This is a genomic window from Escherichia sp. WS338 (genome assembly GCF_046486405.1).
Lineage (GTDB): Bacteria > Pseudomonadota > Gammaproteobacteria > Enterobacterales > Enterobacteriaceae > Escherichia > Escherichia coli.
Genome location: NZ_JBJQLL010000001.1, coordinates 199433 through 216133 on the forward strand (window position 1 = coordinate 199433; position 16701 = coordinate 216133).

A 16701-nucleotide genomic window follows, 5' to 3' on the forward strand; every position below is an offset into this window, starting at 1 on the left:
AAATCCAAGTTCACAACCAATATAAACAATTATCAACAATGTTCAATTTTATATCAGACATGTTTTTCAACTCTGATCCATATCAGACCGAAACACTGTTAGTTTTTTCTTTTTAAATGATGCGGCCATTGTTCTCAGTAATTAAATAACATTATCAATGCGTCTCTAAACATTACGCAGAACGTAGCCATCAGTAGTTATACTGACAGGAGCAGGATGGTTTATCGAGAAGTAAACATATCCGTATTCGTACCGGAACTGGAGTTGACACAATAAAGTGCCAATTATGTCAGCAGAAGGGAAAAGTTTATAACTAAGGCGTACCGATACCATCGTTTCAAAGTACCAGCTACGAGTAAAGCAACTGGACGAGATACAGATACCTGACAACCATTCCTCAGACCAGGACCAAAACGAAAAAAGACGCTTTTCAGCGTCTCTTTTCTGGAATTTGGTACCGAGGACGGGACTTGAACCCGTAAGCCCTATTGGGCACTACCACCTCAAGGTAGCGTGTCTACCAATTCCACCACCTCGGCACGGATACTACTTTTTAGTTCGGGATATCGCTGGTCGGCTTAGCCGGAGCAGCTGGCTGAGTTTGTTCGGTTTTCGCCGGCGCACTCAGGTTTTCCCATTCGCTACCTTTATTGGTTTTATTGCTATTGATGTTACCCAGCACCAGACTGATGATGAAGAATAACGTTGCCAGCAGCGCCGTCATGCGGGTCATGAAGTTACCAGAACCACTTGAACCAAACAGCGTAGCGGAAGCGCCTGCTCCGAAGGAGGCTCCCATATCAGCGCCTTTACCTTGCTGCAGCATGATCAGACCAACAAGGCCAATTGCCACAATAAGGAAAACTACTAAAAGAGCTTCGTACATAATCAACCTGTTCCTTGCGGAGTTGCCGCGTACCAATGCTTCAACCAATAAAGCGGGAGTTTTTAATCTTTCCCACTGAAGCGGGTGTGAATACTAACCAAAGCGAATGACCTTCGCAAGGGCAATTTTATTGCATTGTATCAACTGCGGAAAAAAACAGCAAAACCGATGTGTTCGCCGAGAAAAAAGGCGACAATCGCCGCCTTTTTAGCCAGTTATCTAACGCTTTAAACGGCTTTTACTGCATCGGCGATACGGTGTGCAAATTCAGTTACCTGCGCTTCGTCTTCACCTTCTACCATCACGCGAATTAACGGCTCGGTGCCAGATTTACGCAGCAAAACGCGTCCACGGCTACCCAGCGCAGCTTCAACCTCTGCGGTCACGGCTTTAACTGACTCATGCTCAAGCGGATCGCCGCTACCTGCGGTGTAACGCACGTTAACCAGAATCTGCGGGAACATTTTCATGCCGCTGCAAAGGTCGTGCAGGCTCATATGGTTACGTGCCATCGCCGCCAGCACCTGCAAACCAGCAACGATGCCGTCACCGGTAGTGGTTTTATCCAGCAGGATCACATGACCGGAATTCTCTGCACCGATACGCCAGCCTTTCTCCTGCATTTTTTCCAGTACGTAGCGGTCACCCACTTTCGCGCGCGCAAATGGAATTCCTAACTGTTTCAGCGCCAGTTCAAGCCCCATGTTGCTCATCAATGTACCCACAGCGCCACCACGCAGCTGGCCCTGACGAAGACCTTCACGCGCGATGATATACATGATCTGATCGCCATCGACTTTATTGCCTTCATGGTCAACCATAATCACGCGATCGCCGTCGCCGTCGAAGGCAATACCGAGATCCGCTTTTTCAGCCAGCACACGAGCCTGGAGCGCGCGAACGTCGGTAGCCCCCACTTCGGCATTGATGTTTACACCGTTCGGCTCACAACCGATAGCGATAACGTTCGCTCCCAGTTCACGCAGCACGTTCGGCGCGATGTGATAAGTCGCACCGTTTGCACAATCCACCACAATCTTCAGTTCACTGAGGCTAAGTTCGTTTGGGAACGTGGCTTTGCAAAACTCGATATAGCGACCCGCAGCATCAACGATACGGCTGGCTTTACCCAGTTCTGCCGAATCAACGCAGCTGATCTCTTTTTCCATTTCCGCTTCGATGGCTTCTTCAACTGCATCCGGTAGTTTGGTGCCGTCGATAGAGAAAAATTTAATGCCATTATCGTAGAACGGGTTATGCGATGCAGATATCACAATTCCGGCCTCTGCGCGGAAGGTACGCGTCAGATAAGCCACGGCCGGTGTTGGCATCGGGCCAGTGAAGAGTGCGGAAAGGCCCGCAGCCGCCAGACCCGCTTCAAGTGCTGACTCCAGCATATAGCCAGAAATACGCGTGTCTTTACCAATAATGATCTTACGGGAGCCGTGGCGCGCCAGCACTTTACCCGCGGCCCAACCCAGCTTAAGCACAAAATCAGGGGTGATCGGCGCATCCCCTACACGACCACGAATCCCATCGGTACCGAAATATTTACGATTACTCATAGCGTTTGTTTTCCTTTGCAGACAGAGTGGCTTCCACCACCCGCATCGCTTCTACGGTTTCTTTGACGTCATGAACACGAATGATATGCGCGCCTTGCATAGCGGCAATCACCGCACAAGCCAGACTACCGCTCAGACGCTCGGACGGCCCCACGTTCAGCAGCTGCCCAATCATCGATTTTCGTGACATACCCACCAACAGCGGCAGGTTGAAATGGTGAAATTCAGCCAGGCGCGCCAGTAATGAATAGTTATGGGAGAGATTTTTACCGAAACCGAATCCGGGGTCGAGCAACAATTTCTCTTTTGCGATACCCGCCTGCTCGCAACGTGCTATTTGCTCAATAAAATAGCGATTCACTTCTGCAAAGACATCGTCATACTTCGGGGCTTCCTGCATGGTCTTTGGATTTCCCTGCATATGCATCAGACAAACCGGTAAACCGGTTTCTGCAGCTGCCTCCAGAGCCCCTGGTTCGGAAAGGGAGCGGATATCGTTAATAATGTGAGCGCCAACTTTCGCTGACTCACGGATGACTTCTGGTTTGGATGTATCGACCGAGATCCAGACTTCGAAGCGTTGAGCAATTGCCTCAACCACAGGAATAACACGTTGCAACTCTTCTTCAACGCTAACTTCCGCCGCTCCTGGGCGCGTGGACTCGCCACCAACGTCAATGATCGTCGCGCCAGCGTTGATCATCAGATTCGCATGTTTCACCGCATCTATCAGCGAGTTATGCGTGCCGCCATCCGAGAAGGAATCAGGCGTGACGTTGAGGATCCCCATTACGTGAGGATGGCTAAGGTCCAGTGAAGTGCCCTGGGCAAAGAGTTTCATGGTGTTATCCCTGGTATGAATTGATAAGAAAAAACCCCGGAGCACGCCCCGGGGTTTTCGGTACAAATACAGTCATCTGATGCGGGAACTTACTTGTCGCCTAACTGCTCTGACATGGTGTTACCCGGGTTCGGCGTACGCGGTTCATCAACCGGACGCGGAGCCTTTGGGCTACCATTGTCGCCAGAATTGTTAGAAGCGCCTGGTTCTTCCCAGCCCGCTGGCGGACGTACATCGCGACGTGCCATCAGGTCATCAATCTGCGGTGCGTCGATAGTCTCATATTTCATGAGAGCATCTTTCATCGCATGCAGAATATCCATATTGTCGGTCAGAAGCTGACGCGCACGATTATAGTTACGCTCGATCAGTGCTTTCACTTCCTGGTCGATGATACGTGCAGTTTCATCGGACATATGTTTCGCTTTCGCTACGCTACGGCCGAGGAACACTTCACCTTCTTCTTCCGCGTACAGCAGTGGCCCCAATTTCTCAGAGAAGCCCCACTGAGTCACCATGTTACGTGCCAGATTGGTCGCAACTTTAATATCGTTGGATGCACCGGTAGAAACATGTTCCGGCCCGTAGATGATCTCTTCTGCCAGACGACCACCGTACAGCGTAGAAATCTGGCTTTCCAGTTTCTGACGGCTGGCGCTGATTGCGTCGCCCTCAGGCAAGAAGAAAGTCACACCCAGCGCACGACCGCGTGGGATAATCGTCACTTTGTGCACCGGATCGTGTTCCGGCACCAGGCGACCGATAATCGCGTGACCCGCTTCGTGGTAAGCCGTCGATTCTTTCTGCGCTTCCGTCATCACCATGGAGCGACGTTCCGCACCCATCATGATTTTGTCTTTCGCTTTCTCGAACTCAACCATCGACACAACGCGTTTGTTGCCACGAGCAGCGAACAGTGCCGCTTCGTTTACCAGGTTCGCCAGGTCAGCACCGGAGAAACCAGGAGTACCACGGGCAATGATTGCCGCGTCGATATCGGGTGCCAATGGTACGCGACGCATGTGAACTTTCAGGATCTGCTCACGACCGCGAACATCTGGCAAGCCAACCACAACCTGACGGTCGAAACGGCCAGGACGCAGCAGCGCCGGGTCGAGAACGTCCGGACGGTTAGTTGCGGCGATAACGATGATACCTTCGTTACCTTCGAAGCCATCCATCTCAACCAGCATCTGGTTCAGAGTCTGTTCACGTTCATCGTGACCACCGCCCAGACCTGCGCCACGCTGGCGGCCTACGGCGTCGATTTCATCGATAAAGATGATACACGGTGCCGCTTTCTTCGCCTGTTCGAACATGTCACGAACACGGGATGCACCCACACCGACGAACATTTCTACGAAGTCAGAACCGGAGATAGTAAAGAACGGAACTTTCGCTTCGCCTGCAATCGCTTTCGCCAGCAGCGTTTTACCGGTACCCGGAGGACCGACCATCAGGACGCCTTTCGGGATCTTACCGCCGAGTTTCTGGAAGCGGCTCGGCTCGCGCAGATACTCAACCAGTTCAGCAACTTCTTCTTTTGCTTCGTCGCAGCCCGCAACGTCAGCAAAGGTCGTTTTGATCTGATCTTCCGTCAGCATGCGCGCTTTGCTCTTACCAAACGACATGGCACCTTTGCCACCGCCGCCCTGCATTTGACGCATGAAGAAGATCCAGACACCAATCAGCAACAGCATCGGGAACCAGGAGATGAAGATAGAAGCCAGCAGGCTTGGTTCTTCAGGCGGTTCACCGACAACCTTGACGTTCTTGGTCAACAGGTTATCCAGTAATTTCGGATCCTGAACCGGAATGTAAGTGGTATAACGGTTACTATCTTTCTTGGTAACGTTGATTTCACGTCCGTTGATACGCGCTTCACGAACCTGGTCGTTATTGACCTCTTGTAGGAAGGTAGAGTAATCCACCTTACGGCCATTAGACTCGCTGGGCCCAAAGCTCTGGAATACTGACATCAGCACAACGGCAATGACCAGCCAGAGTATTAGGTTTTTCGCCATGTCACTCAAGGGATTAACCTCTTATTACAACTGTGTTAAAAACAGCGTCAGGATACTCTATATCCAGCATCTTTCAAACTTTCGTCTGAAATCTCCCGGTTAGGGTTTACGCCCGGTCGCTACAATATACACTTCCCGCGAACGTGCGCGAGAAGAGTCCGGCTTACGAACTTTGACCTTCGTAAACAGGGAGCGAATTTCCCTTAGATACTCATCGAAACCTTCGCCCTGGAACACCTTCACTACAAAACTTCCACCTGGCGCTAATACATCACGACACATTTCTAGCGCCAGTTCCACCAGATACATGGCACGGGGGATATCCACCGCCGGTGTTCCGCTCATGTTTGGTGCCATATCGGACATGACAACCTGGACTTTGCTGTCGCCAACGCGCTCCAGCAGTGCTTTCATCACCAGTTCATCACGAAAATCGCCCTGAAGAAAGTCCACACCAACGATAGGATCCATAGGTAAAAGATCGCAAGCGATGATGCGGCCTTTGCCGCCAATTTGGGTGACCACATATTGTGACCAACCACCCGGAGCAGCACCAAGGTCGACAACCGTCATTCCCGGTTTAAAGAGTTTGTCACTTTGCTGTATTTCATCAAGTTTAAACCAGGCACGGGAACGTAACCCCTTTTTCTGTGCCTGTTGAACATATTTATCGCTAAAGTGTTCCTGAAGCCAGCGGCTGGAGCTGGCAGAACGCTTCTTACCTGTCATTTAACTTTCCCATTGGGATAACTCATCGTAACCAATTGCGTAAATTTTTACGCGCCTATTTGGCGATATATGGGAGATGGCGGTAGAATGACCCGTTTTCAATCCCAACGTAAGCAAAAAATACGATGAATCTGAGTACTAAACAAAAACAGCACCTGAAAGGTCTGGCACATCCGCTCAAGCCAGTTGTTCTGCTTGGCAGTAATGGTTTGACCGAAGGGGTGCTGGCCGAGATTGAACAAGCGTTAGAGCACCATGAACTCATCAAGGTGAAAATCGCCACCGAAGATCGCGAAACTAAAACCTTGATCGTGGAAGCTATCGTACGCGAAACCGGCGCCTGTAATGTACAGGTCATCGGTAAAACGCTGGTGCTTTATCGCCCAACTAAAGAACGTAAAATCTCGCTGCCACGCTAAGATTATCCTAAAGTTACACACATTTGCTGTGTAAAACGAGGGGTTTTCCGCAGGCAGGAGAGCAAAATGCCACGCTCTGTTCGTTGATAAAAGGCCGCATAGCGGCCTTTTTCCTTTCTTTACAATACATCAACATCTTGAGTATTGGGTAATTCTTACAGGTATTCCACCTTAATTACTTCAAATTCTACTTCGCCGCCCGGCGTTTTGATGACCACAACATCATCTTCTTCTTTGCCGATCAGGCCACGAGCAATAGGCGAGTTTACAGAAATCAGGTTTTGTTTAAAGTCAGCTTCGTCATCGCCAACGATGCGATAAGTCTGTTCTTCGTCAGAATCCAGATTCAGCACCGTTACGGTAGCACCAAAAATAACGCGCCCATTGTTGGGCATTTTGGTGACATCAATCACCTGCGCGTTCGACAGCTTGGCTTCGATGTCTTTGATACGGCCTTCGCAGAAGCCCTGCTGTTCACGAGCTGCGTGGTATTCGGCGTTTTCTTTCAGGTCGCCATGCTCACGCGCTTCCGCGATAGCAGCAATGATTTCAGGACGGCGCACAGATTTCAGAAAATCCAGCTCTTCGCGTAATTTTTCAGCGCCGCGTAAGGTCATCGGAATAGCTTGCATTTGTTATACCTCTTGAATATTCCTGATGGGGCAAGTCTTCACCCACCCCGGCTGTTCGGCCTGCCCGGCATAACTCCTCACCGGGACCAGAAGCAAAAAAATACCGACCCGGGTACAAGTCCCAGGTCAGCTACAATTCACATTTTGATAGTCATTTTACCCTGAAGTTCCCGAAGGGTCATCGTTTACTTTATAGGGCGTTGCGCCGTAGTATGACGGCTCGATTCCAGGTTGTTAGCGCGAGATTATGCGATTTTCCAGATTTATCATCGGATTGACCAGCTGTATAGCGTTCAGTGTTCAGGCCGCAAATGTTGATGAGTACATTACTCAACTCCCCGCTGGTGCCAACCTTGCCCTGATGGTGCAAAAAGTCGGCGCGTCGGCCCCCGCTATTGATTACCACAGTCAGCAGATGGCGCTGCCCGCCAGTACGCAGAAAGTGATTACTGCACTGGCGGCGTTGATTCAACTCGGCCCCGATTTTCGTTTTACCACGACGCTTGAAACCAAAGGCAATGTGGAAAACGGCGTACTTAAGGGTGACTTAGTGGCGCGATTTGGTGCCGATCCGACGTTAAGACGTCAGGATATTCGCAATATGGTCGCGACTTTGAAAAAATCTGGCGTCAACCAAATCGATGGCAATGTGTTGATAGATACCTCCATTTTCGCCAGCCACGATAAAGCCCCCGGCTGGCCATGGAATGACATGACACAATGCTTTAGCGCTCCGCCTGCCGCCGCCATAGTTGACCGCAACTGTTTCTCCGTCTCGCTCTATAGTGCCCCAAAACCTGGTGATATGGCTTTTATACGCGTGGCATCTTATTACCCCGTTACGATGTTCAGCCAGGTACGCACCCTCCCCCGTGGTTCTGCCGAAGCGCAATACTGCGAGCTGGATGTGGTGCCAGGCGACCTGAACCGCTTTACGCTGACCGGATGCCTGCCACAACGTTCTGAGCCGCTCCCGTTGGCTTTTGCCGTGCAGGATGGTGCCAGCTATGCTGGAGCAATTCTGAAAGATGAGTTAAAACAGGCAGGTATCACCTGGAGCGGAACACTGCTGCGTCAGACGCAGGTTAACGAACCCGGAACGGTAGTTGCCAGTAAACAGTCGGCCCCGTTGCACGATCTGCTTAAGATTATGCTGAAAAAGTCGGACAACATGATTGCCGATACGGTTTTCCGCATGATCGGCCATGCGCGCTTCAATGTGCCTGGAACATGGCGGGCCGGGTCGGACGCCGTGCGTCAGATCCTGCGCCAGCAAGCCGGTGTCGATATTGGAAATACCATTATTGCCGATGGTTCAGGGCTTTCGCGGCATAACCTGATTGCTCCCGCCACCATGATGCAGGTGCTGCAATACATTGCCCAACACGACAATGAACTTAACTTTATCTCTATGCTGCCGCTGGCGGGCTATGACGGCTCTTTGCAGTACCGTGCAGGTCTGCATCAGGCGGGCGTGGATGGAAAAGTCTCAGCGAAAACCGGTTCGTTGCAGGGGGTATATAACCTGGCGGGATTCATTACCACAGCGAGCGGGCAACGAATGGCGTTTGTGCAATATCTTTCTGGCTATGCAGTAGAACCGGCGGATCAGCGTAATCGCCGTATTCCGTTGGTACGTTTTGAAAGCCGTTTGTATAAAGATATTTACCAGAACAATTAGTCTAAAGAGAAACCCCGGCACATGGCCGGGGTTTTGCTGATTAACGCTTGTAAATGAACTCAACGCCTTCTTCGTCGTCTTCGTCCCAGTCGTCATCCCAGTCTTCATCATCCTCTTCAGCAATCTCTTCAAGCTGCTGGCGATGATAATCATCCCACATGAATTCGACTTTCTCTGGCTGTTTCGCTTCTTCAGCCTGCACGACCGGGTTTTCAATGATAAAGGTCATCACATCCCAGCAGAGATCTTTCACGCCCAGTCCGCTCGCCGCAGAGATCAGATAATATTTATCTTCCCAACCCAGCGCCTCAGCGATCGCTTTCGCTTTCTCTTCGGCTTCTGCCTTATCCAGCAGGTCGATCTTGTTGAAGACTAACCAACGCGGTTTCGCCGCCAGATCCTGGCTGTATTTTTCCAGCTCGCTGATAATAATACGCGCGTTTTCAACCGGATCGGTGCCGTCAATCGGATCGATATCGATGAGGTGCAACAGAACGCGGCAACGCTCCAGGTGCTTCAGGAAGCGAATGCCCAGACCTGCGCCTTCTGCAGCGCCTTCAATCAGTCCTGGAATATCGGCAACAACGAAGCTCTTTTCGTTGTCCATTCGTACCACACCAAGACTTGGCACCAGAGTGGTAAACGGATAATCCGCCACTTTCGGTTTAGCCGCCGATACCGCGCGAATAAAGGTCGATTTACCCGCGTTTGGCATCCCCAACATACCGACGTCAGCCAGCAGCATCAGCTCCAGCAGCAGCTCACGCTTATCACCCGGCGTACCGTTGGTTTTCTGCCGTGGTGTACGGTTAACGGACGATTTGAAACGGGTATTGCCCAGACCGTGCCAGCCGCCCTTAGCAACCAGCAGACGCTGACCGTGTTTGGTCATATCGCCCATGGTTTCACCGGTACCCTGGTCGATTACACGCGTACCTACCGGTACTTTAATCGTGACGTCTTTACCGCGCTTACCGGTACAGTCTCGGCTTGCACCGTTCTGACCGCGCTCTGCACGGAAAGATTTTTCAAAACGATAATCGATAAGCGTGTTCAGGTTCTCGTCGGCTTCCATCCATACGTCACCACCATCACCGCCGTCGCCGCCATCCGGGCCGCCTTTCGGAATATACTTTTCGCGGCGGAAGCTCACGCAACCATTACCGCCATCACCTGCAACGACCAGAATCGATGCCTCATCAACAAACTTCATTTTATTCTCCGTAAATCATTCGCCTGCGCGGGGTTGCGATACCACCGTTGTATGCTTACGTAATCCGCCCCAAATACGATGACCAATGGCGGAATACATCGCGCCCGCAACCACGACAAACGCACCGAGATAACCTAAAAGGTTTAACATCGGTCTGGCGAAGAAATCGGGCCAGGCCAGTGATAAAAGATCTGAAAAAAACAGCGTAAACAGTGGGGTGAGCGTGATGATCGCGCTCACCTGCGCTGCCTGCCAGCGAGCCATCGCTTCCGCCAGGGCGCCATATCCTACCAATGTATTCAGTCCGCAAAAAATTAAACATGCGAGCTGCCAGTGGCTAAGCTGCGCTATCACTCCAGGATTTGCCAGAGGGAAGAGCGCAATTGTACATAAAGTGTACAGTAAAAACAGGATCTGCGGTGAGGCCAGACGACGCAATAAAACCTTTTGCGCCACGCCATAACTCACCCAAACCGTCGCCGCACCGACCCCAAAGATAACTCCCCAGGTGTAATCGGTGAGCTTTGTAAATATCTCGACCAGACTGGTGTTAAAAAACATCACCAGGCCGCTCAGGAGCATCAATGCCCCTACAACCTGAGTACTGCGCATTTTCTCTTTCAGGATAAATACGCTGGCAACCATCATGCCAACTGGCGAGAGTTGCCCAATTACCTGCGAAGCGGTCGGACTCAGGTATTGCAAGGATGAGCTGAACAGGATGAAGTTCCCAAACAGCCCGGCAGTCGCCACTGCTAACAAAATCAACCAGCGTGGCTTACGAAACACGCGTAATGGCGGCAACCGCTTCTTCACCGCAAGAATGGCACCAAGGCCAATACTCGCCATCAAGAAACGGTAAAACACGATTGTCGGAGGTTCCATCACCTCCAGCACCTGCTTCATTGCGATTGGCAACGCCCCCCAGCAAATTGCTGTGGTGAGCGCCAAAAGAATGCCAATGCCTGCCTGCTGCTTCATACCGTATTCCCTGCAAAGCGCATATGCGGATTAACGTCGCACCATGCGCATTTTTACCGGTTATCGAATGTAAAAAGCCCCGCAACGTGTTGCGGGGCTTTCATCCGTTACCGGGACGCGAAAAACTTATTCAGCTTCGATGCTGATAAATTTACGGTTTTTCGGGCCTTTAACTTCGAATTTCACTTTACCGTCTGCTTTAGCAAACAGAGTGTGGTCACGACCGCAACCTACGTTAGCGCCAGCGTGGAATTTGGTACCACGTTGACGAACGATGATGCTACCCGCCAGAACGGATTCGCCACCGAAACGCTTAACGCCCAGGCGTTTAGCTTCTGAATCGCGACCGTTACGTGTGGAGCCGCCAGCCTTTTTATGTGCCATTTGAAATCTCTCCTCAGGTCTTAGGCGCTGATGCCAGTAATTTTCACATCAGTGAACCACTGACGATGGCCCTGCTGCTTACGATAGTGTTTACGACGACGAAACTTAACGATTTTAACTTTCTCGCCACGACCGTGAGCAACAACTTCAGCTTTGATTACGCCGCCATCAACGAAAGGAACGCCGATTTTGACTTCTTCACCGTTTGCGATCATCAGCACTTCAGCGAACTCAACAGTTTCGCCAGTTGCGATGTCCAGCTTTTCCAGGCGAACGGTCTGACCTTCGCTTACTCGGTGTTGTTTACCACCACTTTGGAAAACCGCGTACATATAAAACTCCGCTTCCGCGCACACCTTTTCAATGATTCAGAGTGCGCTATAAATATTCACAATAGGGCGCGAATATTACGCAAAACGCACGCCTTTGACAAGTGCTACAGTCAATACACGAAGAAAAAAAACACAACTTGTACGGTAACGTTTATCTGTGCCATTTTTTCAGTACAATCACCCTATATTCCTAACCATAAACCCTAAGTTGCCTTTGTTCACAGTAAGGTAATCGGGGCGAAAAGCCCGGCTTTTGCGATGAATTTAGAAAAAATCAATGAGTTAACCGCGCAAGATATGGCGGGTGTTAATGCGGCAATCCTTGAGCAGCTTAATTCCGACGTCCAACTGATCAATCAGTTAGGCTATTACATCGTCAGCGGCGGCGGTAAACGTATTCGTCCGATGATTGCTGTACTGGCTGCACGAGCTGTTGGCTATGAGGGAAATGCGCATGTCACCATTGCTGCCCTGATCGAGTTTATCCACACGGCGACTCTGCTACACGACGACGTTGTGGATGAATCAGATATGCGCAGGGGTAAAGCTACCGCCAACGCCGCATTTGGCAATGCCGCCAGCGTGCTGGTAGGCGATTTTATTTATACCCGCGCGTTCCAGATGATGACCAGCCTCGGTTCACTCAAAGTGCTGGAAGTCATGTCAGAAGCCGTAAACGTCATCGCAGAAGGTGAAGTTCTGCAACTGATGAACGTTAACGATCCGGACATCACTGAAGAAAACTACATGCGCGTTATCTATAGCAAAACCGCGCGTCTGTTTGAGGCTGCCGCGCAGTGTTCCGGGATTCTGGCTGGCTGTACGCCGGAGGAGGAGAAAGGCCTGCAGGATTATGGGCGCTATCTCGGCACTGCTTTCCAGTTGATCGACGATTTACTCGATTACAATGCCGATGGCGAACAGTTAGGTAAAAACGTCGGCGACGATCTGAACGAAGGTAAACCGACGCTGCCGCTGCTGCATGCAATGCATCATGGCACACCAGAACAGGCACAGATGATTCGTACCGCCATCGAACAGGGTAACGGTCGCCATCTTCTGGAACCGGTTCTGGAAGCAATGAACGCTTGTGGATCTCTTGAATGGACGCGTCAGCGTGCCGAGGAAGAAGCAGACAAAGCCATCGCAGCGTTACAGGTGCTCCCGGACACCCCTTGGCGAGAAGCACTCATCGGCCTCGCGCACATCGCTGTTCAACGCGATCGTTAATCCCCTCCCCTCATCCCGCGCAGCGCGCGGGATGATTCCAGTAAATTCCATAAAAACACTTATTCAGCTCTATAACACCTGAAAAATAGGGCCGTACATCTTTATATATTCTGAATATTCACACTCTTTACAGGAACTTTTTAGAGCAATAGGCCATCAGGAGTATAGTGATGCTCGACAGAAGAAGTGTTCTGAATGAAAGCGACTAACTTAAGGAGTGAGGAAAGATGGAAAGTAATTTCATTGACTGGCATCCCGCTGACATCATTGCGGGTTTGCGCAAGAAGGGAACGTCAATGGCGGCGGAATCTCGCAGAAATGGTTTGAGTTCCTCAACGCTGGCGAACGCATTATCGCGCCCCTGGCCGAAAGGAGAGATGATTATTGCGAAAGCCCTGGGAACTGACCCCTGGATTATCTGGCCATCTCGCTACCATGATCCGCAGACCCATGAGTTTATCGACAGAACGCAGTTGATGCGTAGCTACACTAAACCGAAAAAATGAGTGGTCTGGCGGTAGCCCCGCGAACGGGGCTGCCAGCTCTCAGACAATTACTCGCCTTTCACACGCTCAATATTTGCACCTAAAGCGCGCAGTTTGTCTTCAATGCGTTCGTAGCCACGATCGATGTGATAAATACGATCAACTACCGTCGTCCCTTCCGCAATACAGCCAGCCAGCACCAGGCTTGCTGATGCACGTAGATCGGTTGCCATAACCTGTGCGCCAGAAAGTTTTTCAACACCGTGACAAATAACGGTATTGCTTTCGATTTCGGCGTGCGCGCCCATACGGCTCAGCTCTGGCACATGCATAAAGCGGTTTTCAAAGACCGTTTCGGTGATGAAGCCGGTCCCTTCTGCCACCAGGTTCAACAGTGTGAACTGGGCCTGCATATCGGTCGGGAATGCCGGATGCGGCGCAGTACGTACGTTAACAGCCTTCGGACGTTTGCCATGCATATCCAGGCTAATCCAGTCTTCGCCGACTTCGATGTCCGCTCCAGCGTCACGCAGTTTCGCCAGCACGGCGTCCAGAGTATCTGGCTGCGCGTTACGGCAGATAATTTTGCCGCGAGAGATCGCCGCCGCCACCAGGAAAGTACCGGTTTCGATACGATCCGGTAGCACGCGATAGACACCGCCGCCTAAACGTTCCACACCTTCGATGACGATACGATCGGTGCCCTGACCGCTAATTTTCGCACCCAGCGTAATCAGGAAGTTCGCGGTATCGACGATTTCCGGTTCACGCGCTGCGTTTTCAATAATCGTGGTGCCTTCGGCCAGGGTTGCAGCACACATGATAGTCACCGTTGCGCCAACGCTGACTTTATCCATCACGATATGTGCGCCTTTCAGACGACCATCGACGGAAGCTTTAACGTAACCTTCTTCCAGTTTGATGGTCGCGCCTAATTGTTCGAGGCCAGAAATGTGTAGATCAACCGGACGTGCACCAATCGTACAACCGCCAGGCAGTGAAACTTGCCCCTGACCAAAGCGCGCTACCAGCGGCCCCAGCGCCCAGATAGAAGCACGCATGGTTTTAACCAGATCGTAAGGTGCGCAGAATACATTAACGTCGCGGGCATCAATATGCACAGAACCATTACGTTCTACTTTCGCACCCAGCTGGCTTAGCAGCTTCATTGATGTATCGACGTCTTTTAGTTTCGGGACGTTCTGGATCTCTACCGGTTCTTCCGCCAGTAGTGCGGCAAAAAGGATAGGCAGAGCAGCATTTTTAGCGCCGGAAATTGTGACTTCGCCCTGGAGCTTCGTTGGCCCCTGAACACGAAATTTATCCATTTAGTTTGTTCTCAGTTAACAATTCATATCCGCTACCGGCGAATCGCCCATAGCTCAAAAGCCGTTCAGTTTGCGATCGCGCGCCCACTCCGCAGGGGTATACGCTTTGATCGACACAGCATGAATGCGGTTATCCGCAATATATTCCATCAGCGGGCCATAGACCGTCTGCTGTTTTTTAACCCGACTCATGCCGTCAAACAACTCACCCACGGCAATAACCTGAAAGTGGCTGCCATCGCCGGAAACGTGGACTTCCTGGAGGGAGAGAGCGTTCATCAACACGCTCTGAATTTCATTATTTTCCATGGGATCTTCAATCATCAGTTAATAAACCAGCGAAACATCTTAGAGCAAAGTTGCGCTGGCATAAATAAGCAAAAAGCCTCGCTGATAAATCAGACAAGGCTCGACTTGCAGGCAGGTTTGCCGGACAGGCGGTTAACGCCATATCCGGCCTGAAAAAATTTAACGAGGCAGAACATCAGCAGGCAAATTATACAATTTCGCCAGGGTATACACTTTGTCGTTTACCCCCTGAAGCGTCACGTTGTTGCCCTGCTTTTTCGCCAGATCGATAAGATGGAGCAGCAGTGCCAGTCCACCCGTATCCACGCGGGACACACGGCTAAGATCGATGCAGGTAATCCCCTTCACCGCTTCCTCACGCATTTCCCAAAGCGGTAGCAGAACGTCCTGATCCAGCTCTCCGGATAGCGCCAGCGTGTCACCCGTCTGCATCCAGCTCAGTGACTCGCTCATTATTTTTTCTCTTCCAGAGTGATTTTCTGTTGAGAAATCGATTTCAGTTGTGCAGTCAGGCCGTCGATACCTTTGGTACGCAGCAGTGTTCCCCACTCGTTTTGTTTGGTGGTGATCATACTGACGCCTTCAGCAATCATGTCGTAAGCCTGCCAGTTGCCCGTCTGGGAGTTTTTACGCCACTGGAAGTCCAGACGCACCGGCGGGCGGCCATTCGGGTCAATAATGGTAACGCGAATAGGCACAATGGTTTTATCGCCCAGCGGCTGTTCTGGCGCAATCTGATAGGTTTGACCGTGATACATCGCCAGCGCCTGACCGTAAGCCTGCTTCAGGTACTCACGGAAAGCGGCAAAGTAAGCATCACGTTGAGCAGGGGTCGCACTCTTGTAATACTGGCCCAGCACCAGCGCACCGGCGTATTTCACCTGTACGTATGGCAGCAGTTCCTGATCGACAATGGTACGCAGATAATCCGGGTTGGCCCGAATTTGCGGTTGCTCATTCTTCAGGCGATCGAACGTTTTCTGCGCCGCCTCGTCCATCAGCTTATACGGATTGGTCTGGTCTGCCGCGGTTGCCGCACTCAGCGGTGCAATCACCAGCAAAGCGACCATCATTAAACGTTTAAACATGCGTCGGTTCTCCTGAAATTATTTCGTTGTACCCACAGGTTCAGTGGTTTCATTATTACCTGGCGCAGCAGCTGGCGCATCGCCACTATTCTTATTGTCATCGCCTTTACTACCGTAAAGGAACTGACCAATAAGATCTTCCAGCACCATCGCAGACTTGGTGTCCTGAATTGTATCGCCATCCTTCAGGATAGCAGTCCCCAGTTCCGGGTCTTCAAAACCGACGTTTAATGCCAGATATTGTTCCCCCAGCAGGCCGGAAGTACGAATGCTCAGCGAACTGGTATCTGGAATGTGGTTATAACGTTGTTCAATTTCCAGCGTTACGCGCGGCAGATAGGTTTTCGGGTCCAGCGTAATATCCGCCACCCGGCCCACAACAACACCACCAATGCTGACCGGAGAGCGCGCTTTCAGGCCGCCAATGTTATCGAACGTCGCATAAAGCGTGTAGGTCGGTTCAGTACGTATGGACGTCACGTTCGCCGCCTTCAGGCAAACAAACAGCGCCGCCAGTAGTGCTGCTAATAAAAAGATACCCACCCAAATTTCATTTTTTTTCGTTTGCATGAAC

The 16701-nt window shown here is 51.1% G+C and carries 19 protein-coding genes and 1 tRNA gene; 4 read left to right on the plus strand and 16 right to left on the minus strand.

Annotation, left to right across the window (positions count from 1 at the left end; genetic code table 11):
* Nucleotides 1–452: 452 nt before the first annotated feature.
* The 6 genes from ACJHWT_RS00995 to rlmE all read right to left on the minus strand — a co-directional run bounded on the left by ACJHWT_RS00995 (nucleotide 453) and on the right by rlmE (nucleotide 6045).
* Nucleotides 453–539, minus strand: a tRNA-Leu gene (locus tag ACJHWT_RS00995).
* A gap of 14 nt (nucleotides 540–553) precedes the next feature.
* Complete coding sequence (secG, locus tag ACJHWT_RS01000; RefSeq protein ID WP_001295556.1) at nucleotides 554–886, minus strand: preprotein translocase subunit SecG; 333 nt, start codon at nucleotides 884–886, stop codon at nucleotides 554–556.
* A gap of 227 nt (nucleotides 887–1113) precedes the next feature.
* Nucleotides 1114–2451: a phosphoglucosamine mutase gene (glmM, locus tag ACJHWT_RS01005; protein ID WP_000071137.1), complete on the minus strand. Its 1338-nt coding sequence runs from the start codon at nucleotides 2449–2451 to the stop codon at nucleotides 1114–1116.
* Nucleotides 2444–3292, minus strand: a complete 849-nt coding sequence (folP, locus tag ACJHWT_RS01010) for a dihydropteroate synthase (RefSeq protein ID WP_000764731.1) — start codon at nucleotides 3290–3292, stop codon at nucleotides 2444–2446. Before folP ends, glmM begins: the two co-directional genes overlap by 8 nt.
* 89 nt (nucleotides 3293–3381) lie before the next feature.
* Entirely contained in the window at nucleotides 3382–5316 is a 1935-nt protein-coding gene (gene ftsH / locus ACJHWT_RS01015) for an ATP-dependent zinc metalloprotease FtsH (protein ID WP_001107467.1), read from the minus strand.
* A 99-nt stretch (nucleotides 5317–5415) separates the two neighbouring features.
* A complete protein-coding gene (gene rlmE / locus ACJHWT_RS01020; RefSeq protein ID WP_000145975.1) occupies nucleotides 5416–6045 on the minus strand; it encodes a 23S rRNA (uridine(2552)-2'-O)-methyltransferase RlmE in 630 nt (209 codons plus the stop codon).
* Nucleotides 6046–6170: 125 nt separating this feature from the next.
* Between rlmE and yhbY the strand changes: the two genes are divergently transcribed.
* Nucleotides 6171–6464, plus strand: a complete 294-nt coding sequence (gene yhbY / locus ACJHWT_RS01025; protein WP_001054420.1) for a ribosome assembly RNA-binding protein YhbY — start codon at nucleotides 6171–6173, stop codon at nucleotides 6462–6464.
* A 155-nt stretch (nucleotides 6465–6619) separates the two neighbouring features.
* Here yhbY and greA read toward each other — a convergent pair whose 3' ends face one another.
* On the minus strand, nucleotides 6620–7096 hold the full coding sequence (greA, locus tag ACJHWT_RS01030) for a transcription elongation factor GreA (RefSeq protein ID WP_001148001.1): 477 nt from the start codon (nucleotides 7094–7096) through the stop codon (nucleotides 6620–6622).
* Nucleotides 7097–7343: 247 nt separating this feature from the next.
* Between greA and dacB the strand changes: the two genes are divergently transcribed.
* Complete coding sequence (dacB, locus tag ACJHWT_RS01035; protein ID WP_001212636.1) at nucleotides 7344–8777, plus strand: serine-type D-Ala-D-Ala carboxypeptidase; 1434 nt, start codon at nucleotides 7344–7346, stop codon at nucleotides 8775–8777.
* Between the two features lie 40 nt (nucleotides 8778–8817).
* Here dacB and cgtA read toward each other — a convergent pair whose 3' ends face one another.
* The 4 genes from cgtA to rplU form a co-directional block, all read right to left on the minus strand.
* On the minus strand, nucleotides 8818–9990 hold the full coding sequence (gene cgtA / locus ACJHWT_RS01040; RefSeq protein ID WP_000673561.1) for an Obg family GTPase CgtA: 1173 nt from the start codon (nucleotides 9988–9990) through the stop codon (nucleotides 8818–8820).
* Between the two features lie 15 nt (nucleotides 9991–10005).
* Complete coding sequence (locus tag ACJHWT_RS01045; protein ID WP_000813040.1) at nucleotides 10006–10971, minus strand: DMT family transporter; 966 nt, start codon at nucleotides 10969–10971, stop codon at nucleotides 10006–10008.
* 126 nt (nucleotides 10972–11097) lie between these two features.
* A complete protein-coding gene (gene rpmA / locus ACJHWT_RS01050) occupies nucleotides 11098–11355 on the minus strand; it encodes a 50S ribosomal protein L27 (RefSeq protein WP_000940595.1) in 258 nt (85 codons plus the stop codon).
* Nucleotides 11356–11375: 20 nt separating this feature from the next.
* Entirely contained in the window at nucleotides 11376–11687 is a 312-nt protein-coding gene (gene rplU, locus ACJHWT_RS01055) for a 50S ribosomal protein L21 (RefSeq protein WP_000271401.1), read from the minus strand.
* A 258-nt stretch (nucleotides 11688–11945) separates the two neighbouring features.
* Here rplU and ispB point away from each other — a divergent pair, with 258 nt between their 5' ends.
* Together ispB and sfsB are read left to right on the plus strand one after the other, a co-directional pair.
* Entirely contained in the window at nucleotides 11946–12917 is a 972-nt protein-coding gene (ispB, locus tag ACJHWT_RS01060; protein ID WP_001047336.1) for an octaprenyl diphosphate synthase, read from the plus strand.
* 227 nt (nucleotides 12918–13144) lie between these two features.
* A complete protein-coding gene (gene sfsB, locus ACJHWT_RS01065) occupies nucleotides 13145–13423 on the plus strand; it encodes a DNA-binding transcriptional regulator SfsB (RefSeq protein WP_000445407.1) in 279 nt (92 codons plus the stop codon).
* 47 nt (nucleotides 13424–13470) lie between these two features.
* Here sfsB and murA read toward each other — a convergent pair whose 3' ends face one another.
* The 5 genes from murA to mlaD form a co-directional block, all read right to left on the minus strand.
* The gene (murA, locus tag ACJHWT_RS01070) at nucleotides 13471–14730 is read right to left on the minus strand and encodes a UDP-N-acetylglucosamine 1-carboxyvinyltransferase (protein WP_000357259.1); all 1260 of its coding nucleotides are present in this window, start codon (nucleotides 14728–14730) and stop codon (nucleotides 13471–13473) included.
* 54 nt (nucleotides 14731–14784) lie between these two features.
* Nucleotides 14785–15039 carry a BolA family iron metabolism protein IbaG gene (gene ibaG, locus ACJHWT_RS01075; RefSeq protein ID WP_000429656.1) on the minus strand — a complete coding sequence of 85 codons (255 nt, stop codon included), beginning with the start codon at nucleotides 15037–15039 and terminating at the stop codon, nucleotides 14785–14787.
* A 159-nt stretch (nucleotides 15040–15198) separates the two neighbouring features.
* Complete coding sequence (gene mlaB / locus ACJHWT_RS01080; protein ID WP_000004488.1) at nucleotides 15199–15492, minus strand: lipid asymmetry maintenance protein MlaB; 294 nt, start codon at nucleotides 15490–15492, stop codon at nucleotides 15199–15201.
* The gene (gene mlaC / locus ACJHWT_RS01085) at nucleotides 15492–16127 is read right to left on the minus strand and encodes a phospholipid-binding protein MlaC (RefSeq protein ID WP_000476484.1); all 636 of its coding nucleotides are present in this window, start codon (nucleotides 16125–16127) and stop codon (nucleotides 15492–15494) included. The genes mlaB and mlaC overlap by 1 nt, the downstream gene beginning before the upstream one ends.
* An 18-nt stretch (nucleotides 16128–16145) precedes the next feature.
* Complete coding sequence (gene mlaD / locus ACJHWT_RS01090; RefSeq protein WP_001296448.1) at nucleotides 16146–16697, minus strand: outer membrane lipid asymmetry maintenance protein MlaD; 552 nt, start codon at nucleotides 16695–16697, stop codon at nucleotides 16146–16148.
* Nucleotides 16698–16701: the final 4 nt, after the last annotated feature.

What these genes read in the sequence shown, in the direction of transcription:
- secG (WP_001295556.1), bottom strand. Translation starts at nt 886, where the DNA reads ATGTACGAAGCTCTTTTAGTAGTTTTCCTTATTGTGGCAATTGGCCTT.
- glmM (WP_000071137.1), bottom strand. Translation starts at nt 2,451, where the DNA reads ATGAGTAATCGTAAATATTTCGGTACCGATGGGATTCGTGGTCGTGTA.
- folP (WP_000764731.1), bottom strand. Translation starts at nt 3,292, where the DNA reads ATGAAACTCTTTGCCCAGGGCACTTCACTGGACCTTAGCCATCCTCAC.
- ftsH (WP_001107467.1), bottom strand. Translation starts at nt 5,316, where the DNA reads ATGGCGAAAAACCTAATACTCTGGCTGGTCATTGCCGTTGTGCTGATG.
- rlmE (WP_000145975.1), bottom strand. Translation starts at nt 6,045, where the DNA reads ATGACAGGTAAGAAGCGTTCTGCCAGCTCCAGCCGCTGGCTTCAGGAA.
- yhbY (WP_001054420.1), top strand. Translation starts at nt 6,171, where the DNA reads ATGAATCTGAGTACTAAACAAAAACAGCACCTGAAAGGTCTGGCACAT.
- greA (WP_001148001.1), bottom strand. Translation starts at nt 7,096, where the DNA reads ATGCAAGCTATTCCGATGACCTTACGCGGCGCTGAAAAATTACGCGAA.
- dacB (WP_001212636.1), top strand. Translation starts at nt 7,344, where the DNA reads ATGCGATTTTCCAGATTTATCATCGGATTGACCAGCTGTATAGCGTTC.
- cgtA (WP_000673561.1), bottom strand. Translation starts at nt 9,990, where the DNA reads ATGAAGTTTGTTGATGAGGCATCGATTCTGGTCGTTGCAGGTGATGGC.
- ACJHWT_RS01045 (WP_000813040.1), bottom strand. Translation starts at nt 10,971, where the DNA reads ATGAAGCAGCAGGCAGGCATTGGCATTCTTTTGGCGCTCACCACAGCA.
- rpmA (WP_000940595.1), bottom strand. Translation starts at nt 11,355, where the DNA reads ATGGCACATAAAAAGGCTGGCGGCTCCACACGTAACGGTCGCGATTCA.
- rplU (WP_000271401.1), bottom strand. Translation starts at nt 11,687, where the DNA reads ATGTACGCGGTTTTCCAAAGTGGTGGTAAACAACACCGAGTAAGCGAA.
- ispB (WP_001047336.1), top strand. Translation starts at nt 11,946, where the DNA reads ATGAATTTAGAAAAAATCAATGAGTTAACCGCGCAAGATATGGCGGGT.
- sfsB (WP_000445407.1), top strand. Translation starts at nt 13,145, where the DNA reads ATGGAAAGTAATTTCATTGACTGGCATCCCGCTGACATCATTGCGGGT.
- murA (WP_000357259.1), bottom strand. Translation starts at nt 14,730, where the DNA reads ATGGATAAATTTCGTGTTCAGGGGCCAACGAAGCTCCAGGGCGAAGTC.
- ibaG (WP_000429656.1), bottom strand. Translation starts at nt 15,039, where the DNA reads ATGGAAAATAATGAAATTCAGAGCGTGTTGATGAACGCTCTCTCCCTC.
- mlaB (WP_000004488.1), bottom strand. Translation starts at nt 15,492, where the DNA reads ATGAGCGAGTCACTGAGCTGGATGCAGACGGGTGACACGCTGGCGCTA.
- mlaC (WP_000476484.1), bottom strand. Translation starts at nt 16,127, where the DNA reads ATGTTTAAACGTTTAATGATGGTCGCTTTGCTGGTGATTGCACCGCTG.
- mlaD (WP_001296448.1), bottom strand. Translation starts at nt 16,697, where the DNA reads ATGCAAACGAAAAAAAATGAAATTTGGGTGGGTATCTTTTTATTAGCA.